15 protein-coding genes are annotated in these 19,143 nt (G+C 62.4%); 9 read left to right on the top strand and 6 right to left on the bottom strand.

Features of this window, described 5'->3' with window-relative positions; all coding sequences use genetic code 11:
- On the top strand, positions 1–1,115 hold a 1,115-nt coding region (locus VFZ66_04330; GenBank protein HEX6288391.1), incomplete at its 5' end, for a nitroreductase family protein.
- Positions 1,116–1,258: 143 nt separating this feature from the next.
- Here VFZ66_04330 and VFZ66_04325 read toward each other — a convergent pair.
- The 3 genes from VFZ66_04325 to VFZ66_04315 all read right to left on the bottom strand — a co-directional run bounded on the left by VFZ66_04325 (position 1,259) and on the right by VFZ66_04315 (position 4,964).
- Positions 1,259–3,814, bottom strand: coding sequence for a heavy metal translocating P-type ATPase (locus VFZ66_04325; GenBank protein ID HEX6288390.1), 2,556 nt, complete (start codon positions 3,812–3,814; stop codon positions 1,259–1,261).
- 395 nt (positions 3,815–4,209) lie between these two features.
- A complete protein-coding gene (locus tag VFZ66_04320) occupies positions 4,210–4,743 on the bottom strand; it encodes a hypothetical protein (protein ID HEX6288389.1) in 534 nt (177 codons plus the stop codon).
- Positions 4,740–4,964: a hypothetical protein gene (locus tag VFZ66_04315; GenBank protein ID HEX6288388.1), complete on the bottom strand. Its 225-nt coding sequence runs from the start codon at positions 4,962–4,964 to the stop codon at positions 4,740–4,742. The genes VFZ66_04320 and VFZ66_04315 overlap by 4 nt, the downstream gene beginning before the upstream one ends.
- A 152-nt stretch (positions 4,965–5,116) precedes the next feature.
- Between VFZ66_04315 and VFZ66_04310 the strand changes: the two genes are divergently transcribed.
- Positions 5,117–5,713, top strand: coding sequence for a TetR/AcrR family transcriptional regulator (locus VFZ66_04310; GenBank protein HEX6288387.1), 597 nt, complete (start codon positions 5,117–5,119; stop codon positions 5,711–5,713).
- A 110-nt stretch (positions 5,714–5,823) separates the two neighbouring features.
- Here the strand turns inward: VFZ66_04310 and VFZ66_04305 are convergent, their stop codons facing one another.
- From VFZ66_04305 to VFZ66_04295, 3 genes are all read right to left on the bottom strand, one after another.
- A complete protein-coding gene (locus VFZ66_04305; protein HEX6288386.1) occupies positions 5,824–6,822 on the bottom strand; it encodes a thioesterase domain-containing protein in 999 nt (332 codons plus the stop codon).
- Positions 6,780–10,220, bottom strand: coding sequence for an amino acid adenylation domain-containing protein (locus VFZ66_04300; GenBank protein ID HEX6288385.1), 3,441 nt, complete (start codon positions 10,218–10,220; stop codon positions 6,780–6,782). Before VFZ66_04300 ends, VFZ66_04305 begins: the two co-directional genes overlap by 43 nt.
- 251 nt (positions 10,221–10,471) lie before the next feature.
- Complete coding sequence (locus VFZ66_04295) at positions 10,472–11,569, bottom strand: LacI family DNA-binding transcriptional regulator (protein HEX6288384.1); 1,098 nt, start codon at positions 11,567–11,569, stop codon at positions 10,472–10,474.
- Between the two features lie 105 nt (positions 11,570–11,674).
- Here VFZ66_04295 and VFZ66_04290 point away from each other — a divergent pair, with 105 nt between their 5' ends.
- The 7 genes from VFZ66_04290 to VFZ66_04260 all read left to right on the top strand — a co-directional run bounded on the left by VFZ66_04290 (position 11,675) and on the right by VFZ66_04260 (position 19,142).
- A complete protein-coding gene (locus tag VFZ66_04290) occupies positions 11,675–12,874 on the top strand; it encodes an MFS transporter (GenBank protein ID HEX6288383.1) in 1,200 nt (399 codons plus the stop codon).
- Positions 12,875–13,113: 239 nt separating this feature from the next.
- A complete protein-coding gene (locus tag VFZ66_04285; protein ID HEX6288382.1) occupies positions 13,114–13,959 on the top strand; it encodes an alpha/beta hydrolase in 846 nt (281 codons plus the stop codon).
- A 103-nt stretch (positions 13,960–14,062) separates the two neighbouring features.
- Positions 14,063–14,737, top strand: coding sequence for a hypothetical protein (locus tag VFZ66_04280; protein ID HEX6288381.1), 675 nt, complete (start codon positions 14,063–14,065; stop codon positions 14,735–14,737).
- A gap of 57 nt (positions 14,738–14,794) precedes the next feature.
- Positions 14,795–15,448 (top strand): hypothetical protein, encoded by a 654-nt coding sequence (locus VFZ66_04275; GenBank protein HEX6288380.1) that lies wholly within the window; start codon positions 14,795–14,797, stop codon positions 15,446–15,448.
- 670 nt (positions 15,449–16,118) lie between these two features.
- Positions 16,119–17,438, top strand: a complete 1,320-nt coding sequence (locus VFZ66_04270; protein ID HEX6288379.1) for an MFS transporter — start codon at positions 16,119–16,121, stop codon at positions 17,436–17,438.
- 184 nt (positions 17,439–17,622) lie between these two features.
- Positions 17,623–18,024 (top strand): VOC family protein, encoded by a 402-nt coding sequence (locus tag VFZ66_04265; GenBank protein HEX6288378.1) that lies wholly within the window; start codon positions 17,623–17,625, stop codon positions 18,022–18,024.
- A 2-nt stretch (positions 18,025–18,026) separates the two neighbouring features.
- Positions 18,027–19,142 carry a hypothetical protein gene (locus VFZ66_04260; protein HEX6288377.1) on the top strand — a complete coding sequence of 372 codons (1,116 nt, stop codon included), beginning with the start codon at positions 18,027–18,029 and terminating at the stop codon, positions 19,140–19,142.
- The last annotated feature ends 1 nt before the right edge of the window (position 19,143 follow it).

Here is a 19,143-nt window from a genome sequence, read left to right as displayed (position 1 = left end):
CGCTCACGGCCAATGGCAAGGTCGACCGAAGTGCGCTCCCCGACCCGGCGACGCATTCCGCATCCGCGCCGCCCGCGCCATCCACACACGCGCCACGGACGGAGACGATCGCGCGGCTGGTTGCCAGCGTTTTCAAGCTGGATCAGATCGACCATGATGCCGACCTGCTGAGCTTTGGAGCGAACTCGGTCGATATTGTCAGGATCGCCAACTTGCTGGAAGCCGAGTTTGGCTTTCGTCCCAGGCTTGATGAGCTGGTCCGTCTATCAACTCCCCGTGCTATCGCGGAGTTCTACGCGCAGCGGACGGCACAAGACGCCAGCGTGACGAGTCGCACCGCCCCGCCGACCAGCGCGACACCCGATCCGACCCTGGCGTTTGACGTGCTGGATGATCCCGAAGAGCGGACACGCTTCAAGAGCACACAGCCCGGCCTTCGTCGCGACGCACCTGCCAGACCGCGCATCAGCCTGGCCGATCACACGCTCGATAGCGATCCGCGATCGTTGGCCCGCGAGCGGCGCAGCCACCGCACGTTTGACAGCCAGCCGCTCTCGTTCGCGCAGCTCAGCGTATGGCTGGCGTGCTTACGGCAGGAAACGCTCGATGGAACGCCCAAATATGCGTGGGGCTCTGCCGGTGGGCTGTATCCGGTGCAAGCCTACTTGTATATCAAGCCGGATCGGGTCGCAGGGATTGCCGCAGGCACCTACTACTATCATCCGGCTGACCATTGCCTCGTGCAGCTTGCTTCTACCGCGCGGCTCGACCGAAACCTCCATGCCTGGATCAACCAGCCGATCTTTGATCGATCGGCCTTTTCACTCTTTCTGCTCGGCAAGCTGAGCGCGATCGGGCCGATGTATGGGCAATCCAGCCGAGATTTTTGTTTGATCGAGGCCGGATTAATCACGCAGCACCTGGAAATCTCGGCCCCTGCCAGCCGGATCGGGCTGTGCCAGATCGGCAATTTCGATTTCGCTCCGATCCGCCACTGGTTCGATCTTGCGGATGACCATATCTATCTGCACAGCTTGCTTGGCGGCCCGATCGACCCTGTCAATTCGCTGTCTGCCGCGACCGATGACGCTCGCTGGGATGAGGGAGAACTCTGATCGACGGGCGAGCAGCGCGCAAGACAGGCTGCTCATAGCTCTTCAAAGGCTCCGCAGCCGAAGCGCCGGATCGGTCGCCTGGCTCATCTCACCAGGCCGATCCGGCGCGATCTTTCGCTTGCCATGCCCGATCTCGACAGCGCCTAGGCTGCGGCGACTGGCTGCCGCTGCGCGGTTGTTCCGCCCGCCGGTTGCGCAGGCTCGCCCAGATCCCGCTCCACCCGCTTCAGCAGCACGGCGTTGACGGCGACGATGATCGACGAGACGGACATCAGCAGCGCCGACCATTCAGGCCGCAGCGAGATGCCAAATGATGGATAGAGCACCCCTGCCGCAACCGGGATTGCCAGCACGTTATACACCGATGCCCAGACGAGATTCTGCTTCATTTTGCGCACGGTCGCCTTTGACAGCTTAACTCCACGAATAATGTCGAGCGGATCGCTCTGCATCAGCACCACATCAGCGGTTTCGATCGCCACGTCTGTCCCTGCGCCGATAGCGATCCCGATGTCGGCCTGCGCCAGCGCGGGTGCGTCGTTGACTCCGTCGCCTACCATCGCCGTGCGCTTGCCTTCCGCCTGCAATGCCTGCACATGTCGCGCTTTGTCGGCGGGCAGCACCTCGGCAAAGAAGCGCTCGATCCCTAGCTCGCGGGCAACGGCGGCGGCGGTGCGCTGGTTGTCGCCGGTGATCATGATCGGCTCGATGCCCAGCGCCTTGAATTGTCGGATCGCTTCCTGGGAGGATGGCTTGATCGTATCCGCCACCGCGACCAGCCCCGCCGCCTGTCCGTCGATGGCGATGAACATCGGCGTCTTGCCGCCTTCCGCGAGTCGCGCCGCGTCCGCCTCCAGGGCCGCGATGTCGATGCCTTGATCCTGCATCAGCCTGCGATTCCCGGCGAGCACGCGCCGCCCGTCGACGCGCGCCCGAATGCCGTGCCCGGCAATGCCCTCAAAGTTTGTCGCATCGACCAGTTGCAGGCCGCGCGCGCGTGCTCCCATCACGATCGCCTCGGCCAGCGGATGCTCCGACCCTTGCTCCGCCGACGCCACAAGCCGCAGCAATGCGGCCTGATCGCCGCTGTTGGTGGTGACAACATCGGTGAGCGCGGGCTGGCCCTCGGTGAGTGTGCCGGTCTTGTCGAGGACGATCGCGGTGATGCCGGAGACGTTCTCCAGCGTAGCCGCATCCTTGATCAAAATATGGTGCCGCGCGCCGATGCCCGTCCCGACCGCAACGGCGGTGGGTGTCGCCAGACCGAGCGCATCGGGGCAGGCGATCACGACCGCTGAGATCGCAAAGGTCAGCGCGGTGATCGCCGCCACGCCGCCAAAGACGTACCAGGCAATAAAGGTAATAATGCCCGATCCGACCGCCAGGACGACCAGATATTGCGCGGCTTTGTCGGCGATACGCTGGCCCGGTGCCTTGGAGCTTTGGGCGCGCTGCACCAGCTCCACGATCTGCGCGAGCGTCGTGTCCGCGCCGACTTTGGTAGCCCGAAACCGGATGCTGCCGCTCCTGTTGATCGACCCCGCGACCACGTCATCGCCCGGTCGCTTGCTGACGGGCACGCTCTCGCCCGTCACCAGCGCCTCGTCGATGCTGGTTTCGCCGTCTGTCACCACGCCGTCAACCGGCACCTTGTCGCCGGGCCGGAGGACCACAATGTCATCCACGAGGACCTCGCTGCTGGGGATCGTCTGCTCCTGACCGTTGCGAATCACCGTCGCCTGGGGCGGCACAAGGTCGAAGAGCGCGCGCAGCGCATCGCTGGTGCCGCGCCGTGAGCGCATTTCCATCCAGTGGCCGAAGAGCACAAACGTGACCAGCATCGCCGCCGCCTCAAAAAAGGTTTCGCCGCCAAGGAAAGTGATCAGCACGCTGAAGACGTACGCTGCCAGCACGCCGGTCGCGATCAGCACACTCATGTTGAGCATGCCGCGCCGCAGCGAGTGGTACGCGCCAGCAAGAAAGATCCAGCCGCAGTAGAAGACGACCGGCGTGGAGAGCACCAGCATGATCCAGTTCATATCGAGGCCGAAGGTCGGCAGCAGAATGCCCAGAAGGTTCATGCCCAGCGGCGAGTAGAGCACCGTCGGGATCGTCAGGAGCAGCGCGATGAAGAATTTGTTGCGCATGTCGCGCTCCATGGCGGCTGCCATCGTGGGATCGGACATATCATGGCCCATCGCCGCGTGGTCCATCGCCGCCATGTCGTGGCCCATCGCCGCCATGTCGTGGCCCATCGCCGCGTGGTCCATCGCCGCCTGACTGGATGCTGCGCCGCCGCCATGTTTGCCCGCGTCCGTCGCCGGAACCTCATACTGCATCCGATCGTACTTAGTGCCCAGCGTAATCGGCTGCACATCGACGGCGTGCTCCAGGCGTCGAAGGCGGCGGCCCGCATTCGGCTGCATGTGGTCTTCGTGATCATGCGCCGTGGGCTGCATCTGGTCTTCGGTGCTGCATGCGCAGCCGGTCGCGGCAATGCGGCGCTCGATCTCGTCCTGGCTCACCGCCTGCGCATCGTAGCGCACATGCGCGATGTTGCTTGCCCAATCAAGGTGGACGGCGATAACGCCGGGCTTTGAGCGGAGCGCGCGCTCGATCTCATCGGCACAGTCCATGCAGTAAATGTTTTCCAATCTCAACGTCACCTGCTGATCGTGTGGCGCTGTTGCGTGTGTCATACCTTTCCTCGCTCACCCATCAGGGCAATATCCTGGCGCGGCATGGTCTGCGTCGCACCGTGTTTCGCGATTCGTCCTCGCGGCGCGGGCATCCATGAATGTCTCTGCGCTTGAGTCTCGCGTCGACAGCTTGATCGTAGATCATATGTCTGCAAAATGGGATGGTGGAATGGCGAGCATCAGCTAAGTGAAATCGCCTATCGTGATCAGAGCATGTCAACTGCGGCCTGAGCGGGTTGCGCAGGGTCTTTGGCGCTCTGCAAATGCATCAGCGCTGGCTCAGTGCCGAGGAAGCGCGTGGAGCGCAGCGGCTCCGGACAGTCACGAGCGCGCCTTCGCCAAGGCGCGCCCTGGAAGATCCTGCTGGGTTGGGGTGCGAGGCTGCTTGCCGATGCCTATGTCGCTGTATGCCCGGCTGGTAATCCCGTGCGCTCCTCCTGCTGCTTACGCCACCCGTACGGGGTCAGGCCACGCGGCTTGTACACCGACAGCGTCGTTGTCACGAGCAGCACCAGCAGGCCGCCGCCGGCATGGAAAAGCTCTCCCGGCAGCCCGGCCAGATGAGCACCCTCCGTCTCAGCCGCTACGCCCGCCAGGTAGCTCACCGTCGGCATATGCAGCAGCAAGACGATCGTCGCAAACACGGTGAGCAGGAGTTTGAAGAGCACCCAATAGTGCCGGAGCAAGCCCCACGGCGTGCCCAGCGACTGGACGAGGCCGGTGAGCAGCGAGGCGACGCTCAGCGGCACAATGGCGAACCAGCCGGTCAGTTCCATAGCGATCCACGCGCCGCGCACCGTTGGCGCATCCTGGCTGCTCAACGCGGCGATGGCGAGAGCGAGATACGCAACAACAGTGCCGAGCCAGCCGACTGAGGAGATGACATGCGTTGTAAGCGCGAGCTTGCGCAGGCCGGGTGGCATGGTCATAGCTGCTGTACCCCGTGTGCGATAGGCAGGGTGTAGCCACCAGCACCAGCGGGCGGCATGTGACGACCAGGGCCGTGATTACCGCCGAAGGCGAAGGCCATGATGACGAATAGCAAGACCACGACGGCGACGACGATCACAAACACTTTCACCCAGCGGGGTGTGCCCGGTGGTGTCGGGGTGGCGAGTTCCCGGTCGGGACTCCCGTGAGGTTGCGACATGCTTATTTCTCCCAGTATACTTTCAGACGTTCTGCGGACAGACTATCAGGGTTCGCCGATGAACGTCAATCGTCAAAGCGCGGGATGTGTTCGTTTGTGAACAGCGTGCGCGAATTGTTCAGAAACCTTAGCCTCGATCGGGAGGATGCTTCATGACAAAGACAGACCGGCGGGTCCAGCGCACGCGCAAGCTGCTGCAACAGGCGCTGATCGAGCTGATCGGCGAGCAGCGATATGATGCTATCACAACTCAGGAGATCGTGGATCGCGCCAACGTCGGGCGGACGACGTTCTACCTGCACTACAGCAGCAAAGACGACTTATTCATGAGCTGCCACGAAGCCATCCTCAGCCGGTTCCATTTCGGGCCGCACTACCTCCCCTCGCGTGAAGAGCTGCTGTCGCCCGAAGTGCCATCGGCGGTGACAGCCGCGTTCCGGCATCTTGCAGATGCGCGGTCGCTGTTGTATCCGATTTTTCAGGGCAAGGATAATCAGTTGATCCAGCGCCGAATTCGTGACCGGAGCGCGCAGGCAATCGAAGCGAGCCTGCGCGCCGCCTTTGCCGAAGCCGACAGCGCTATCCCGTTTGATGTGCTGGCGAGCTATCTAGCCGGAGCGCAGTTCGCCCTGGTGCATTGGTGGCTGGAGAAGCGCCAGCCCCATCCCCCCGAAGCCCTCGCGCAGATGTTTCACCGCTTGCAGCGTGCGACTATCCGCGATGCATTTGGGCTATGCGACGATGCGTAGGCAGGTTGGTGCTTAAAACCATCCGTTTTCTTGGAGGACGGGTGGTTGTAGGGAGAAAAGTACGATTATCGGCATGTACCGATCCTTAATGCAGCCTCCCTATATCGTGTTCAGCGTTCCTGGACAGGCGCGGCGGCTTCTGCGATACACTCACACAGCGTCTGCGTCAGGATTTGGATGTTGGGCTGAAGAAAAAGCGTGCCATGATCGCCGGGCACCAGACGATGGGCGACCGTCTGAGTAGAGATCTGCTGCCACTCGATCGGTCGCATGGCCGCGTCGTCGGACAACTGCTCGCTCTGGATGATGGTGATCCGGCCAGCATAGCGCTGCGGGACGTAGCTCCGCACGATATAGTTGAGACTCAGGATATTGATCTGTGCAATCATAAAGAGCCGCCGCAGCTCTTGTGGATCGACATCGCCCCTGACACCCTGCGCCTGTTTCAGCGCTGCGGCGACATACGGCCACCAGTCGTCAGGATCGAGACGATGCAATGCCGCTGTCAGCGCATCCAGATCCATCACCCTGGATTGATCCGTCAATCGCTCATTAGCGAGATCGCGGGCAATAAACCAGGCCACCTCCGCTGGATCGGGCCGCTTGAGGCTGTCGATGAGCGCTGCGATCTGTGCGGCATGGGCTGGCGAGGTATCGTCTGGTGGCCCAGGCTGCTGAACGGCACCCGGCGACGGCGGATCGATCAGCGTGAGGAGGGCCACCGGCTTTCCGAGCCGCTGGAGCTGGCAGGCGATCTCGAACGCCAGAATACTGCCGGTGCAAAATCCGCCGATCAGATACGGCCCATCGGGCGCGACCTCGTGCATCGCCGCGATACAGAGAGCCGCATGCGACGTAATGATCTCGCGATCGGGCCTGAACTGCCGCGCGATTGTTTCGACCTGCGCAGGATTAAACAGATCGTGTACGTCGAGATGGGTCCACAGCTCCTGGGCGACACCCGGTACCTGGAGTCCGTAGTAGGGCTGATTCGAGCCGAGGTGCGGCATGAGTTCCAGCAGGCCCGCCAGGATATTCGAGGGCAGGACACCGCCAAGCGGCGCCGCTAAAAAGAATGGTGGTTGCGAGCCTCCCGGTTGAATTGCCACCAGGGGCGACTTGATCTGCGGCAGGTTGTCAATGTGGCGGAGCACGCCGGGCCAGCCAAGATCATAGAGCGCGCTCGCCAGCTCACGGATCGTCGGTCGGGCGAACAGGAGTGCCAGCGGCAACGTTTGCCCAAGCTGCTTTTCGATCTGGGCGAGCAAGCGCACGGCGAGGAGCGAGTGACCGCCACGCTCGAAGAAGTTATCGGTAACACCATCGGATGCACGTGAAGAACCGCTTCCCAGATACGTACGAGCTGCACTTCCAGGGCGGTTTCTGGCACAACATATTCGCGATCAGCAGCGGTATGGCTGGCGATACCTGGCAGCGCAGACCGATCGAGCTTGCCGTTGGCATTCAGCGGCAGCGCATCGAGCAGCACAAACGCGCTCGGCACCATATAGCCAGGTAATCGATCCTTCAGATACGCGCGGAGTTGCGAGTTCCACATTTCGAGTTCCACGTTTCGCGCTTCGGGCTCGACGTTCCGAGTTCTGAGTTTGTCGAACGTTGAACGTTGTGCCCCCACCACGTACGCCACCAATCGCTGATCGCCGGCATGATCCTCGCGCAGGACGACCACGGCCTCACGCACGGCCTCGTGCTGGCGCAGCGTGGCCTCGATCTCGCCCAGCTCGATGCGATACCCGCGCAGCTTCACCTGCTGGTCGCGCCGTCCGAGGTACTCGATCGCGCCGTCAGCGCGGAAACGCGCCAGGTCGCCGGTCTTATAGAGCCGCGCGCCCGGAGCCGACGAGTAGGGATCGGGAACGAACTTCTCGGCGGTCAGCGCGGGGCGGCCATGATAGCCGCGCCCAACCTGCACGCCGCCAATATGCAGCTCGCCGGGAGCGCCCACCGGCTGCGGTTGCAAGCGGCGATCGAGCACATAGAGCTGCGTGTTGGCGACGGGCCGCCCGATCGGCACGTGCTGCGCGCGGCTATCGCGCCGACATGCCCAGAAGCTGACCTCGACGGCGTCCTCAGTCGGGCCGTAGAGGTTATGCAGCTCCACGTTGGGCAGCAGCTCAAAGAAGCGCTCCTGAAGATCGTGGGTCAGCGCCTCGCCGCTGCACAGCACCCGCCGCACGCTCGTAATCCGGTCCAGGCCTGGCTCGTCAAGAAAGATGCGCAGCATCGAAGGCACGAAGTGCAGCAAGGTGATCCGCTGGGCCGCGATCAGCTCGACCAGATAGGCCGGGTCTTGATGGCCGCCCGGCTTCGCGACCACCAGCGCTGCGCCGCTCAGCAGCGGACAGAAGAACTCCCAGACCGAGACATCGAAGCTGAATGGCGTTTTTTGCAGCACACGATCATCTGCGCTAAGCCGATAGGTGTCCTGCATCCACAGCAGCCGGTTGACAATGCCGCGATGTGTATTGAGCGCGCCCTTAGGCTGTCCCGTGGAGCCCGACGTGTAGATCATGTAGGCTAGATGGTCAGCCGCAACCGGACTCGCCGGAGCGGTCGCGGGCTGCGCGGCGATCGTCGGCCAGTCGCGATCAAGGATGAGCACGTGGAGCGTGCCGCTCTGGCTCGAATACGCTAGCCCAAACCGCTCGGTCATCGCCTGCTGCGTGACCAGCACCGCTGCCTGCGCGTCGGCGAGCATGAACTGGAGCCGCTCCGGTGGATGCGACGGATCGAGCGGCACATAAGCACCGCCCGCCTTGAGCACGCCAAGCAGCCCGACGACCAGATCCAGCGATCGTTCCAGGCAGATCGCGACCCGCGACTCAGGCACGACGCCCAGCGATTGGAGATAGTGCGCCATCTGATTGGCGCGCCCGTCAAGCTCGGCGTACGTCAGCGACGTGCCCTCGAAGATCACCGCGATGGCGTCAGGCGTGCGCGCAGCCTGAGCCGCCACCAGCTCATGGATACACTGATCCTGCGGATAGGCGGCAGCGGTGGCGTTCCACTCGACCAGGATTTGCTGGCGCTCGGCGGTCGTCAGCACGGGCACGGCGGCCAGTGGGCGGCAGGGGTCGGCGACTACGGCGTTCAGCAGCGTGAGCAGGTGGCTGATCAGCCGTTCAATCGTCGCGGGAGCGAACAGGTCGGTGCGGTAGGACAGGCTGCCGGTCACAGCCTCAGCCGTTTCACGCACGCTCAGCGCCAGATCGAACTGCACCGTGGTAGCCGTGAAGGTCACGGGCTCCAGGCGCAGCCCTGGGATTTCCAGCGCCAGCTCCGGCGTGTTATCCAGGGCGTAGAAGACCTGGAATAGCGGATTATCGGTGCCGTGCCGCGCGACCGGCAGCGCCTCGACAAGCTGCTCAAACGGTAGATCCTGATGCTCGTAGGCGGCGAGACAGACCTGACGCACTCGATGGAGCAGCTCGTGAAAGGTAGGCGTGCCCGTGAGGTCGAGGCGCAGCACCAGGGTGTTGGTGAAGAAGCCGATCAGATGAGCAACTTTCGGGCGGGTGCGCCCGGCGATCGGCGTGCCCACCAGCAGATCGTGCTGGCCGGTATAGCGGCTGAGCAGGCCCGCCCACACCGCCAGCAAGCCCATAAAGAGCGTCGCGTCGTGGTCGGCCACCAGCTCGCGCAGCGCGGTGATCGCGGCATGTGGGAGCAGAACGTGCGCCGTCGCTCCATCGGAGCTGCGCCGGGCCGGGCGCGGATAATCGGTTGGCAGATCCAGTTGCGGGAGCGGCGGGTGGAGCTGCTGCCAGTAGCGCAGCAGGCGCTCACGGAGCGCGCCTTGCAGGCTTTGTCGCTGCCAGATGGCATAGTCGGCGTACTGAATCGGCAGCTCAGGCAGCACCGGCGCGGCGGGTTGACCGGACGCTAGCGCCTGATACGCGGCGAGCGTGTCGCGGAGCAGGATGGAGGCGGACCAGCCATCGGCGATGATATGATGGAGAAACAGCACCAGCACATGCTCGGTGGGACTCAGCCGCAGCAGTGTGGCACGCAGCAGCGGGCCGTGGGCCAGATCGAAGGGCTGCCGCGCGGCGGCGTGGACGCGGCGCTGAACCTCAGCCTCCTGCTCGTCGGGCGTGAGCTGCTCCAGCGAGACGACAGGCAGCGGCGGCGGCGCGGGCGCTGCGATCTGCTGCACCGGCTGTCCATCGATGGTGCCGAAGGTGGTGCGCAAGATGGCATGGCGGGCGATCAGGGCCGTCAGGCTGCGCTGCAAGCGCTCTGGATCGAGCGGGCCGATGCAGCGCACACAGGCCGGCCAGTTATAGGCAGGATCGTCGGGCGCGAGCTGGTGGAGCAGCCACAGGCGCTGCTGCGCAAACGAGGCGGCAATCGGAGCCTGGAGATCGGCGCGGGGGATCGTGTGCTGCTGGGCCTTAACAACGTTTTTGTGTCGTAGATGCTGGAGCAGCCGTGCCCGCTGGGCCGCGCTGAGCCCTGCTGCCTGGGAGGAGTCTTCCTGCGTCATGTGCTATGTCCTGCGTGATTGTGTGGAAATGCTGCTCCGGCAGCAGAGCAGAGCCGGATCAATAAGCTCTTTGCGGGTACGTGCTTCGCTGAAGGCCATGCGCCGCGCATTCCCAGTAGCTCAGGACGTTGCCGGTGTGCGAAAGTATAGCATACGCCGTCGCTCTACAGGAGCTTCTGATTCTCAGCCGACCCATCCACGCCGACGAGCATCCTCACGAGCTGCGCTCGCTGCTCATCTCCGCCATGCGCTCAGGCGGGGACTGGACCTGTTGTTCCACGGATCACGAGCTGCACCGGGAGCGGCCCCGTCTGTGCGACCGCCTCGCCCCGGAGCAGTGCGATCAGCGCCTGGCCTGCCAGGCGCCCCTTTTCGCGGTGCTCCTGCCGGATCGTGGTCAGCGGCGGGGTCACATGCGCGGCGGGCGGGATGTCATCGAAGCCAACAATGGATATATCCTGCGGCACATACAGGCCCGCCTGCCGCGCCGCCGTCACCGCACCCAGCGCGAGCCGATCCGTGATGCACAGCACCGCCGTCGGTCGAGGCGACCGGGTCAGCAACGCCTGCATGGCCGCCGCGCCATCAGCTTCGCTGTTGTCGGCACACACAGAGATCGGCACATCGTTCCAGCTCAGCCCTGCCTGTTCCAGCGCGCGACGATACCCCTGGAAACGCAGTTGCGTGACGAAGAAGGTGTGCGCGGCCTGCTCGTGCGGCGTCAGGCGCTCTGCCGCTGCCGAGTCTGCAAGCGGCTCGGTCAGCCGGTCGGTAATGATTGCGAAGCGCCGGTGGCCGAGGCTCAGCAGATGCTCAGCCGCCTGTCGCGCACCATCGGCATCGTCAACCGTGATCGAGGGCACCCCTTCCCTCGGCGGCTGGTCGAGCAGCACCGTGGGGATGCGCCGTGCCAGCGCTGCCCCCACCAGCGGATCGTCTTCCAGCATCGAGTAGAGCAGGAAGCCATCGACCAGCGCGCGCTGCACGGTCGTCGTGGTGTCAGCCCGCCCAGGCACGAGGAGCAGCCCAAGACCTGCCGCCTCCAGCGCACTGGCGATGCCATCGAGCACCTGCACGGCAGCCGGATCGGTAAACACATACGACAGGCGCTCGGAGAAGAGCACGCCCACCGCGCCTGCACGCTGCTGCCGCAGGCTGCGCGCGACGGGGTCCGGCCCCGGATAGCCGAGCTGCGCCGCCACGTCCAGTATGCGCGTCCGCAGCTTTGTCGAAAGTTGATCGGGACGATTGTAGGCATTTGACACCGTTGACACGGCCACGCCCAGAGCCGACGCTACATCATTGATCGTCACACGCTGACGCTTCTCACGCGAACCATCCTGGGTCATATGCTGCTCCTCTTTCCGCCAGGTTGCGGAAGTATAGCACAGGTGGTATATTTCTGAAACGTTACAGACAAAATCGTTTCAGACAAGAAAAGGAGAAGAAGAATCGTGGCTGCCTCTGCTACCGCCGTTCGCCAGCGCGCCGCGCTGCTTGTTGGTCTGGCCTACGCGGCATTTATCAGCTTAGGATTACCCGACGGTTTGACCGGCGTCGCGTGGCCGTCGATCCGCAGCACCTTTGGCCTCTCGCTGGATGCGCTTGGCGCGCTAATCACCACCGGGACGCTCGGCTACCTGGTGTCGAGCTTCAGCAGCGGGCGGGTGCTGGCGCGCATCGGCGTTGGCTGGCTGCTGGTGCTGAGCTGCCTGGCAACCGCGCTCAGCCTGCTGGGCTACAGCGCCGCCCCGCAGTGGATCGTGATGGTCGGGCTGGGGCTGCTGGCGGGTCTGGGTGCGGGCGCGATCGACGCCGGGCTGAACACCTACGCCGCCGAAAACTTCAGCCCACGCACGATGAACTGGCTGCACGCATCGTTTGGCCTTGGCGCGGCGACCGGCCCGATCGTGATGAGCAGCGTGATCAGCGCGGGACAATCCTGGCGGCTGGGCTACCTGCTTGTAGGCATGGCGCAACTGATCCTGGCGAGCTGCTTTGCGGTGACGCGGAGCCAGTGGCACGCATCTGCCGACGAAGGCCACGCCGAGCCAACACCGAGCGCGCCGATGATCCGTACCCTGGCGCTGCCTTCGGCATGGCTGAGTATTCTGCTCTTCTTTCTGTACGCCGGGCTTGAGCTGAGCGCCGGTCAGTGGCTCTACACGCTGCTGACCGAGGCGCGCGGCATGCTGCCAGCGCTGGCAGGCATCTGGGTGAGTGTGTACTGGGGAAGCCTCACCGTCGGGCGGCTGCTGTCTGGGGTGATTGTCGCGCACATCCCGGTGCGGACGCTGCTCCAGCTGTGCATGGTCGGCGCGATTCTCGGCGTTGTGATGCTCTGGCTCAACCTCGCGTCGTGGCTCTCGTTGGCTGGGGTGGCCCTGCTGGGCCTGGCGCTCGCGCCGATGTTTCCGTCGCTGATTTCCCTGACACCGGCGCGCATGGGTCCGGCGCACGCCGCAAACACCGTTGGGTTCCAGATCGCGGCGGCGACGTTCGGCGCTGCATCGCTCGTGGGCGGCTTTGGTCTGATCGCGGATCGATTGGGTCTGGAAACGCTCGGACCATTTTTGCTGGTTACTGCGGTCCTCTTGCTGGCCGCATTTGAGATCTTGGAGCGCCAGCCGCGCGTGCCGGAGATACGCCGCTAAGTCGATGAGTATCTGGCGTATGAGGCTACGCCTGAGCCTGCGCGAGGGACGGCAAGGGTCAGACAGACCTTGGCGAGATGTTGCGGCGCAGCTACGGAAGGCCGCACGATCGCGTCGGCGGATTCATGATCATGTCGGAACCGGCGCGCCAGACTCAGACCGCACATGTGTGCTATACTGGCGATAGCGACGATCCCCGCACGATCCGCGCTTAACCCTTTCGTCAGCAGGAGGCCGGCATGACCGCATCGGAGCACAGCGCAACCCAGCACGGCCACTCTATTCGGGCCAATGATCTGGACATCTACTACCAAGAGCATGGACAGGGCAGGCCGCTGCTCTTGATCCACGGTGGTGCCCTGACCAGCGAATCGTGGCAGCTCTATCGCGCCGCCTTTGCCGAGCGCTACCGCGTGATTACGCCCGACAGCCGAGGTCATGGCCGGACCCGTAATCCAACGGGCAGCATGAGCTTTGGATTGCTGGCGGATGATATGGTGGCGCTCGTGCAGGCGCTTGATCTCCAGAAGCCCCTGATCTGCGGCTACAGTGACGGGGGACAGGTTGCGCTGGAGATCGGGATGCGCTATCCCGACCTGCCTCAAGCCCTGGTCATCGGTGGCGCCTACCGCGAGCTTACCGAGGCGTCTCGCACGTGGGTGCGCTCCATTCTCGGCGATCCACAGTCGCCGGAGGTCGACATCGAGCAGTTCGAGCGCGACAACGCGGACTTCGCGGCGATGCTCAAGCGGCTCCATGGACCTGACGGGTGGAAGACGTTGTTGAAAAACATCAAACCGATGTGGAACGCATCGCTGAACTACACCCAGGACGATTTCGCCAGGGTCGTCGCGCCCACAATGGTCCTGCTTGGCGACCGCGATGGCTTTGTCCCTGTCGAAGCTGGCGTCGAGATGTATCGCCTGCTCCCCAATGCCGAGCTTGCCGTGGTTCCCGGCGCCGAGCACGCCGACTTCATCTTCTCGCCGGAGAACATTGCCATCGTCCAACCCCTTATCCTGGACTTTCTGCTGCGGCACGGCGATCCGGTTGGTCAGACAGCGCCATCCGAGCATACGTCCTAGGATTTCCCGGATGCTCGATCGGTGGATCATCGCATAACCAAACGCATGCTGAGCGGCTCCATCCCACGTGCTATACTGGCATAACATCATTCGGGAGGTGCCTATGTTCACGGCGCTCATGCTCGGATCGGGCGTGTTCTGGACCCTCACCTACCTGCTCATTATTCGCCAGGGCGCACGCGATCACACCTATGGCATGCCGCTCGTCGCCCTGTGTGCCAATCTTTCCTGGGAGTTTATCTTCGCGTTCCTCCATCCGCACGAGCCGATTCAGCGGACGGTCAACATGGTCTGGTTTGCCTTCGATGTGGTCATCCTCCTGCAACTCCTGCGCTATGGCCCGTATGAGTTTTCCGATCTGCCGCGCGTGGTCTTCTATGCTGGCTTTGGGCTGACCCTCGTCACCAGTTTCTGTCTCGTCCTGCTGCTATCCTACGAGTTTAACGACTGGGCGGGAGCCTATGCCGCGTTCGGGCAGAACCTCCTGATGTCTGTGCTCTTTCTGCTCATGCTCTACCGGCGTCGCTCCCTGCGTGGTCAGTCGCTCAGCATCGGCCTCTGCAAGCTGATTGGCACCGCGCTCGCCTCGCTCGCCTTCTATCTGTATGTCGAGAGCTTCCGCCAGTCGGTCCTGCTGCCCTTCTTGTACGGTGCGATCCTGGTCTATGATGGCCTCTACGTCGGGCTGGTGTACGTCCGGCTGCACGCGGAAAGGCAGGAACGGCGGGTATCTACGACCGACGGCGAGCCTCTGGCACCACCTGCTGTCTCGTCATGACGGAGCGCGTACAAAGACAGCTTGACAATGCCTCATCTCGCGTTGTAACGTGTTGCCATGATACGAGACGATACCCAGCCCAAGCCCCGCAAGGCTCCCGCCGATGGAGCCAAAGACTTTTTGCTGCACGAGTATCAAAGCTTATATGCCCTCCACCAGCATGCCAAGGACGTTGGCGAGACTCGCTTGAACTTCTATATCACGTTCGCTGCGGCGCTTGGCTCTGTCCTGATCGCGACCCAACAATTCATCCGGTCGGATATTCACTTATGGTTACTGATTGCTGGCCTAGCGGTTATCATGTGTTTGGGATTCATCACCTTCCGAAAAATGCTCCAGCGGCGTGTAGCCACGATCTTGTACCGACGACGATTAGGTCGCGTGCGCGCCTGGTTCGCTTTCCACTATCCAGAGATCCTTCCTGGGCTGCCCTATGCCATTGGCCGAGAGATACCCATGGATTGGGGAAAGTATAAGCTCGGATCGAGCGCGTTTTCCGTGGCCTTTCTCAATACGATTCTGGTGATCGTCCTCGTGTTCATCATTCTGCTCAACAGCTTCGGACTGACCGCTGTCTGGTGGTCAATCCCCGCGTCGGGGATCGTTGGCGCGGCGACGTGGTGGTTCCATCTGGTGTGGAAGGACCGGTGGCTAAGGGCGGCAGAGATGCAAGACCGTCAAGAGATGGCGGATCTTGATACAGCGCCTTGAACCGCCTCGATCATGGGCAGATCGGTGAGCGCGCCCGTACCAGATGGAGGAGGGTGCTCTTGCAAGCCGGGCATATACCGATATACGTGTTGGTATCATATCGAACATGATTCCATGTCTTCCGCTCGATTGTCACATTATGTGGTCGGTGTTGCGTCAACCGTACCTCGACGCTTGCTATGGTTCGTGTGGAGGTTCGCGAAGGCGAACAGCTCACGCAAGCACTTGAACGCTTGCGGCGGCTCGTACATCAGGAATATGCACGGCCCTGGACGAAACGGCGCTATGGCTATTACGAAAAGCCGAGCGAGCTACGTAGAAAACGCAGGAAGATGCGGCAGTTACAGGCACGCACTACCGGCAATTTGTGGTTACGGATTAACGTCCAGGCACAATTCCAACGGACAGGACCAACCTATGCAGCAGGGCGCTAGGTCGCTCCGGGCGGCGGAGGATGCGGGTCGTCGAGGGGCGGCCAGCGCGTTGACCCCTCGATCGGTATTGCCTGGAACGCACGAGCAAGCACCTCCTGAATATTTCTTGTGTGACACTGCGTTCAACAGTAATCCTTGAGTTGTGCGGCAGTTCATCTTATGCTCCTTCTTTCTCGCTGTGACCGTCTCTGTCACACGGAGAGGCTATCATGGTGGCACAACCTAAGGAGGAGCAGATGATGAAAACGTTTTATGCTGTGGTCGTAAACTCCCTGGCTGCGTCACTAACGAATACATTGGTGTGGTTTGCCGTCACCTTTTGGGTATATCTTGAAACAAAGTCGGTAGTTGCTACCTCGATCATGGCCGGTGCGTATCTCACCACCACCACTATCTCCGGCTTTTTCCTTGGATCGCTTGTTGATCGGTATCCAAAGAAAACAGCGATGCTCGTATCAAGCCTTGGCTCGCTCCTGTGCTACACGCTCGCAAGCATCACGTACCTCGCCACACCACCCCAGGTCTTTACGAATGCCTCCAGCCTCATGCTTTGGACATTTATCATCCTCGCCCTTCTTGGAGCCATCATCGGCAATCTGCGTTCGATCGCGCTCTCGACCCTTGTGACGCTTCTCATTCCCGAAGACGGGCGCGACCGCGCAAACGGCCTTGTCGGGACGGCGAATGGCGTGGCGTTCCTCGTCGCCTCCATTTTTAGCGGCCTGGCCGTCGGTTTTCTTGGCATCTTCTGGGTGCTTGGCTTCGCGCTCGCCCTGACGACGCTGGTCATTGTCCACCTCTGGACCATCACCTTTGCTGAGCGGGAAAGCGTCCATCCCGAAGCACACACGGATCGGATCGATCTTCGCGGAACCATCCACGTCATCCGGCTGGTCCCTGGATTGTTTGGACTCATCTTCTTTCATACCTTCAACAACTTCCTGGGCGGCGTCTTCATGTCGCTGATGGATGCGTACGGCCTGTTGCTGGTTTCCGTTCAGGTATGGGGCGGGCTCTGGGGCTTTTTGAGCCTGGGCTTTATTGTGGGCGGTCTGATTGTCGCGCGCAAGGGCTTAGGCGCATCACCGCTGCGGACGCTCTTTCTGACCAATATCGTCATGTGGATCATCGCGAGCATCTTTACGATCCAGGCGTCGATCGTCCTGCTCACCGTCGGCTTATTCCTCTACCTCTGCCTCATTCCGGTCGTTGAAGCATCCGAGCAAACGATTTTACAGTCGGTGATCCCGCCCGAACGGCAAGGCCGGGTGTTCGGATTTGCCCAAAGCATCGAGCAAGCGGCATCGCCGCTCACGGCGTTTCTGATCGGCCCGATCGCGCAGTTCATCTTCATTCCATTTATGACCACCGGAAGCGGCGTGGAGCTTCTCGGCCCCTGGTTTGGAACCGGGCCGGATCGCGGGCTCGCGCTCGTATTTACCGTGACTGGTCTGATCGGCCTGGCGGTGACACTGATGGCGATGCGGTCATACTCGTACCGGACATTATCGCGGAAGTATCAAAAGCAATCGTTTGCGCTCGCATTCAGTGAATGATCGATTCCGAGCGGAGGACGCCCGGACGGAACACAGGGCTGTGACCTTCAAGCCGCGCACGGTAAGGTTGTCACCGTGCGCGGCTCTTCGGCAGGCTGCCGCATCAGTCATGCGGCTCCTGCGCCCGTTTTCTTGCTCAACCTTTAGCGAGCACCGCTGGTGTCCATAGATGGAGCACAACGCGATGAAGCAATCAATCGGACTCGTAAGCCTTGTGGTTCGTGAGTATGACGAAGCCATTGCGTTCTATGTCGACACGCTTGGCTTTACCCTGGTCGAGGACACCTACATTCCCCAGCAAGACAAGCGCTGGGTCGTGGTCGCACCGGCAGGCTCGCATGGCGCTCACCTCCTGCTCGCTCGCGCCGTAGGGCAGGAGCAAGCGTCGCGAATTGGCAACCAAACCGGCGGTCGCGTGTTTCTGTTTCTGTACACCGATGACTTTTGGCGCGACTTTCACGCCTACCAGGCGAGGGGCGTAGTGTTTGTGCGGGAGCCCAGGGACGAGAGCTACGGCACCGTGGCCGTCTTCAGCGATCTCTACGGCAACCTCTGGGATCTCGTGCAGCCCAGACAAGGATCGTAAGCATGCGCACGTTCGCACAGAACCCAAAGGCGGCACTGCCGACTACGGCTGCCGAGTCTACGCTGCCCGTTCGAGCATACCGCAGGCACAGCGGCAAGCCCAGATCGCTCCTTGATTCCACCCGCGCGATCGGGAATCAAGCCGCGCCGCAGGGGATAGACGTGCATGCGGAGGATGGACAAGCAGGCCGCCCCAAGACCACGGACATTGCTCGCTTCGGCCATGGTTTTAGCCGGGTTCAGGTGTACGCGCCGACTCCGGTCAGGATTCAGGCGAAGCTGACGGTTAACGCCCCAGGCGACTCCTACGAGCAAGAGGCCGACAGCGTCGCCGATCAGGTGATGCGCATGCCGGAGCCGCATGCGCGGCGTCTCAGACACAACGGTGACGGTGTGAGGGTGCCGACGGGGGTGTCGCCTTTGAGCAATGCCGTATCCCGCATGACAGCGCAACGTGTGCAGCGCATGCCGGGGCCGGAAACCCCATCAGCCCAGATCGAGCCGACCGGTGCCCCTGCGATCCCGCGAGTAGAGATCCTGCGTCCGACAGACCAGAAGATCGCTGACGGCATCTTCCAGCCCGCGTTTAGCGCAGCGATGGGCAGCGCACTGATCATGACGCCGCAGAACACTACTCGCGTCATTCAGGACGAACAGATCAACGCTACCCTTGCGTGGCAGAATCCGCCGCGCGGCCTATTGCATCGCAGAGCAAAGGGAGAGGAGGCTGCCGACCATGCGATCCACTGGGAAGCTCCTGACAGGCAGCATCCGGAGCTAGAAATCCGAGACGGCGCTGTTGTCGTGCAGGACACGCACATCTATAGCATGGCGGTCATGCCGGGAATGGAGGCGCTCAACGCAGCCGAGGCCAAGGGCTTCAGCCGCGACGTGGCGGACTGGCGGTTTGCGCTGAGCTTCAAGGCAGCCAGCGCATTTGATTCACCGATGGGACGTGCGAATCTTAACCCGTGGGGATTTAGCTTGCTTGTCGCTCAGACAGTCTCCAAAAGCGGCGAGGCTTCACGAGCTGCGCAGCTTGAATATTCGGGTGTTGCCTCGACCAACCCCATGATTGAGCTGCCCGCGATTGACTTTTCCCCCGGAGCCGAGCCATAGC

The sequence above is a fragment of the Herpetosiphonaceae bacterium genome, from assembly GCA_036374795.1.
Lineage (GTDB): Bacteria > Chloroflexota > Chloroflexia > Chloroflexales > Kallotenuaceae > LB3-1.
The sequence above is the reverse complement of the archived record's forward strand: the minus strand, read 5'-3'. Positions and strand labels throughout refer to the sequence as shown.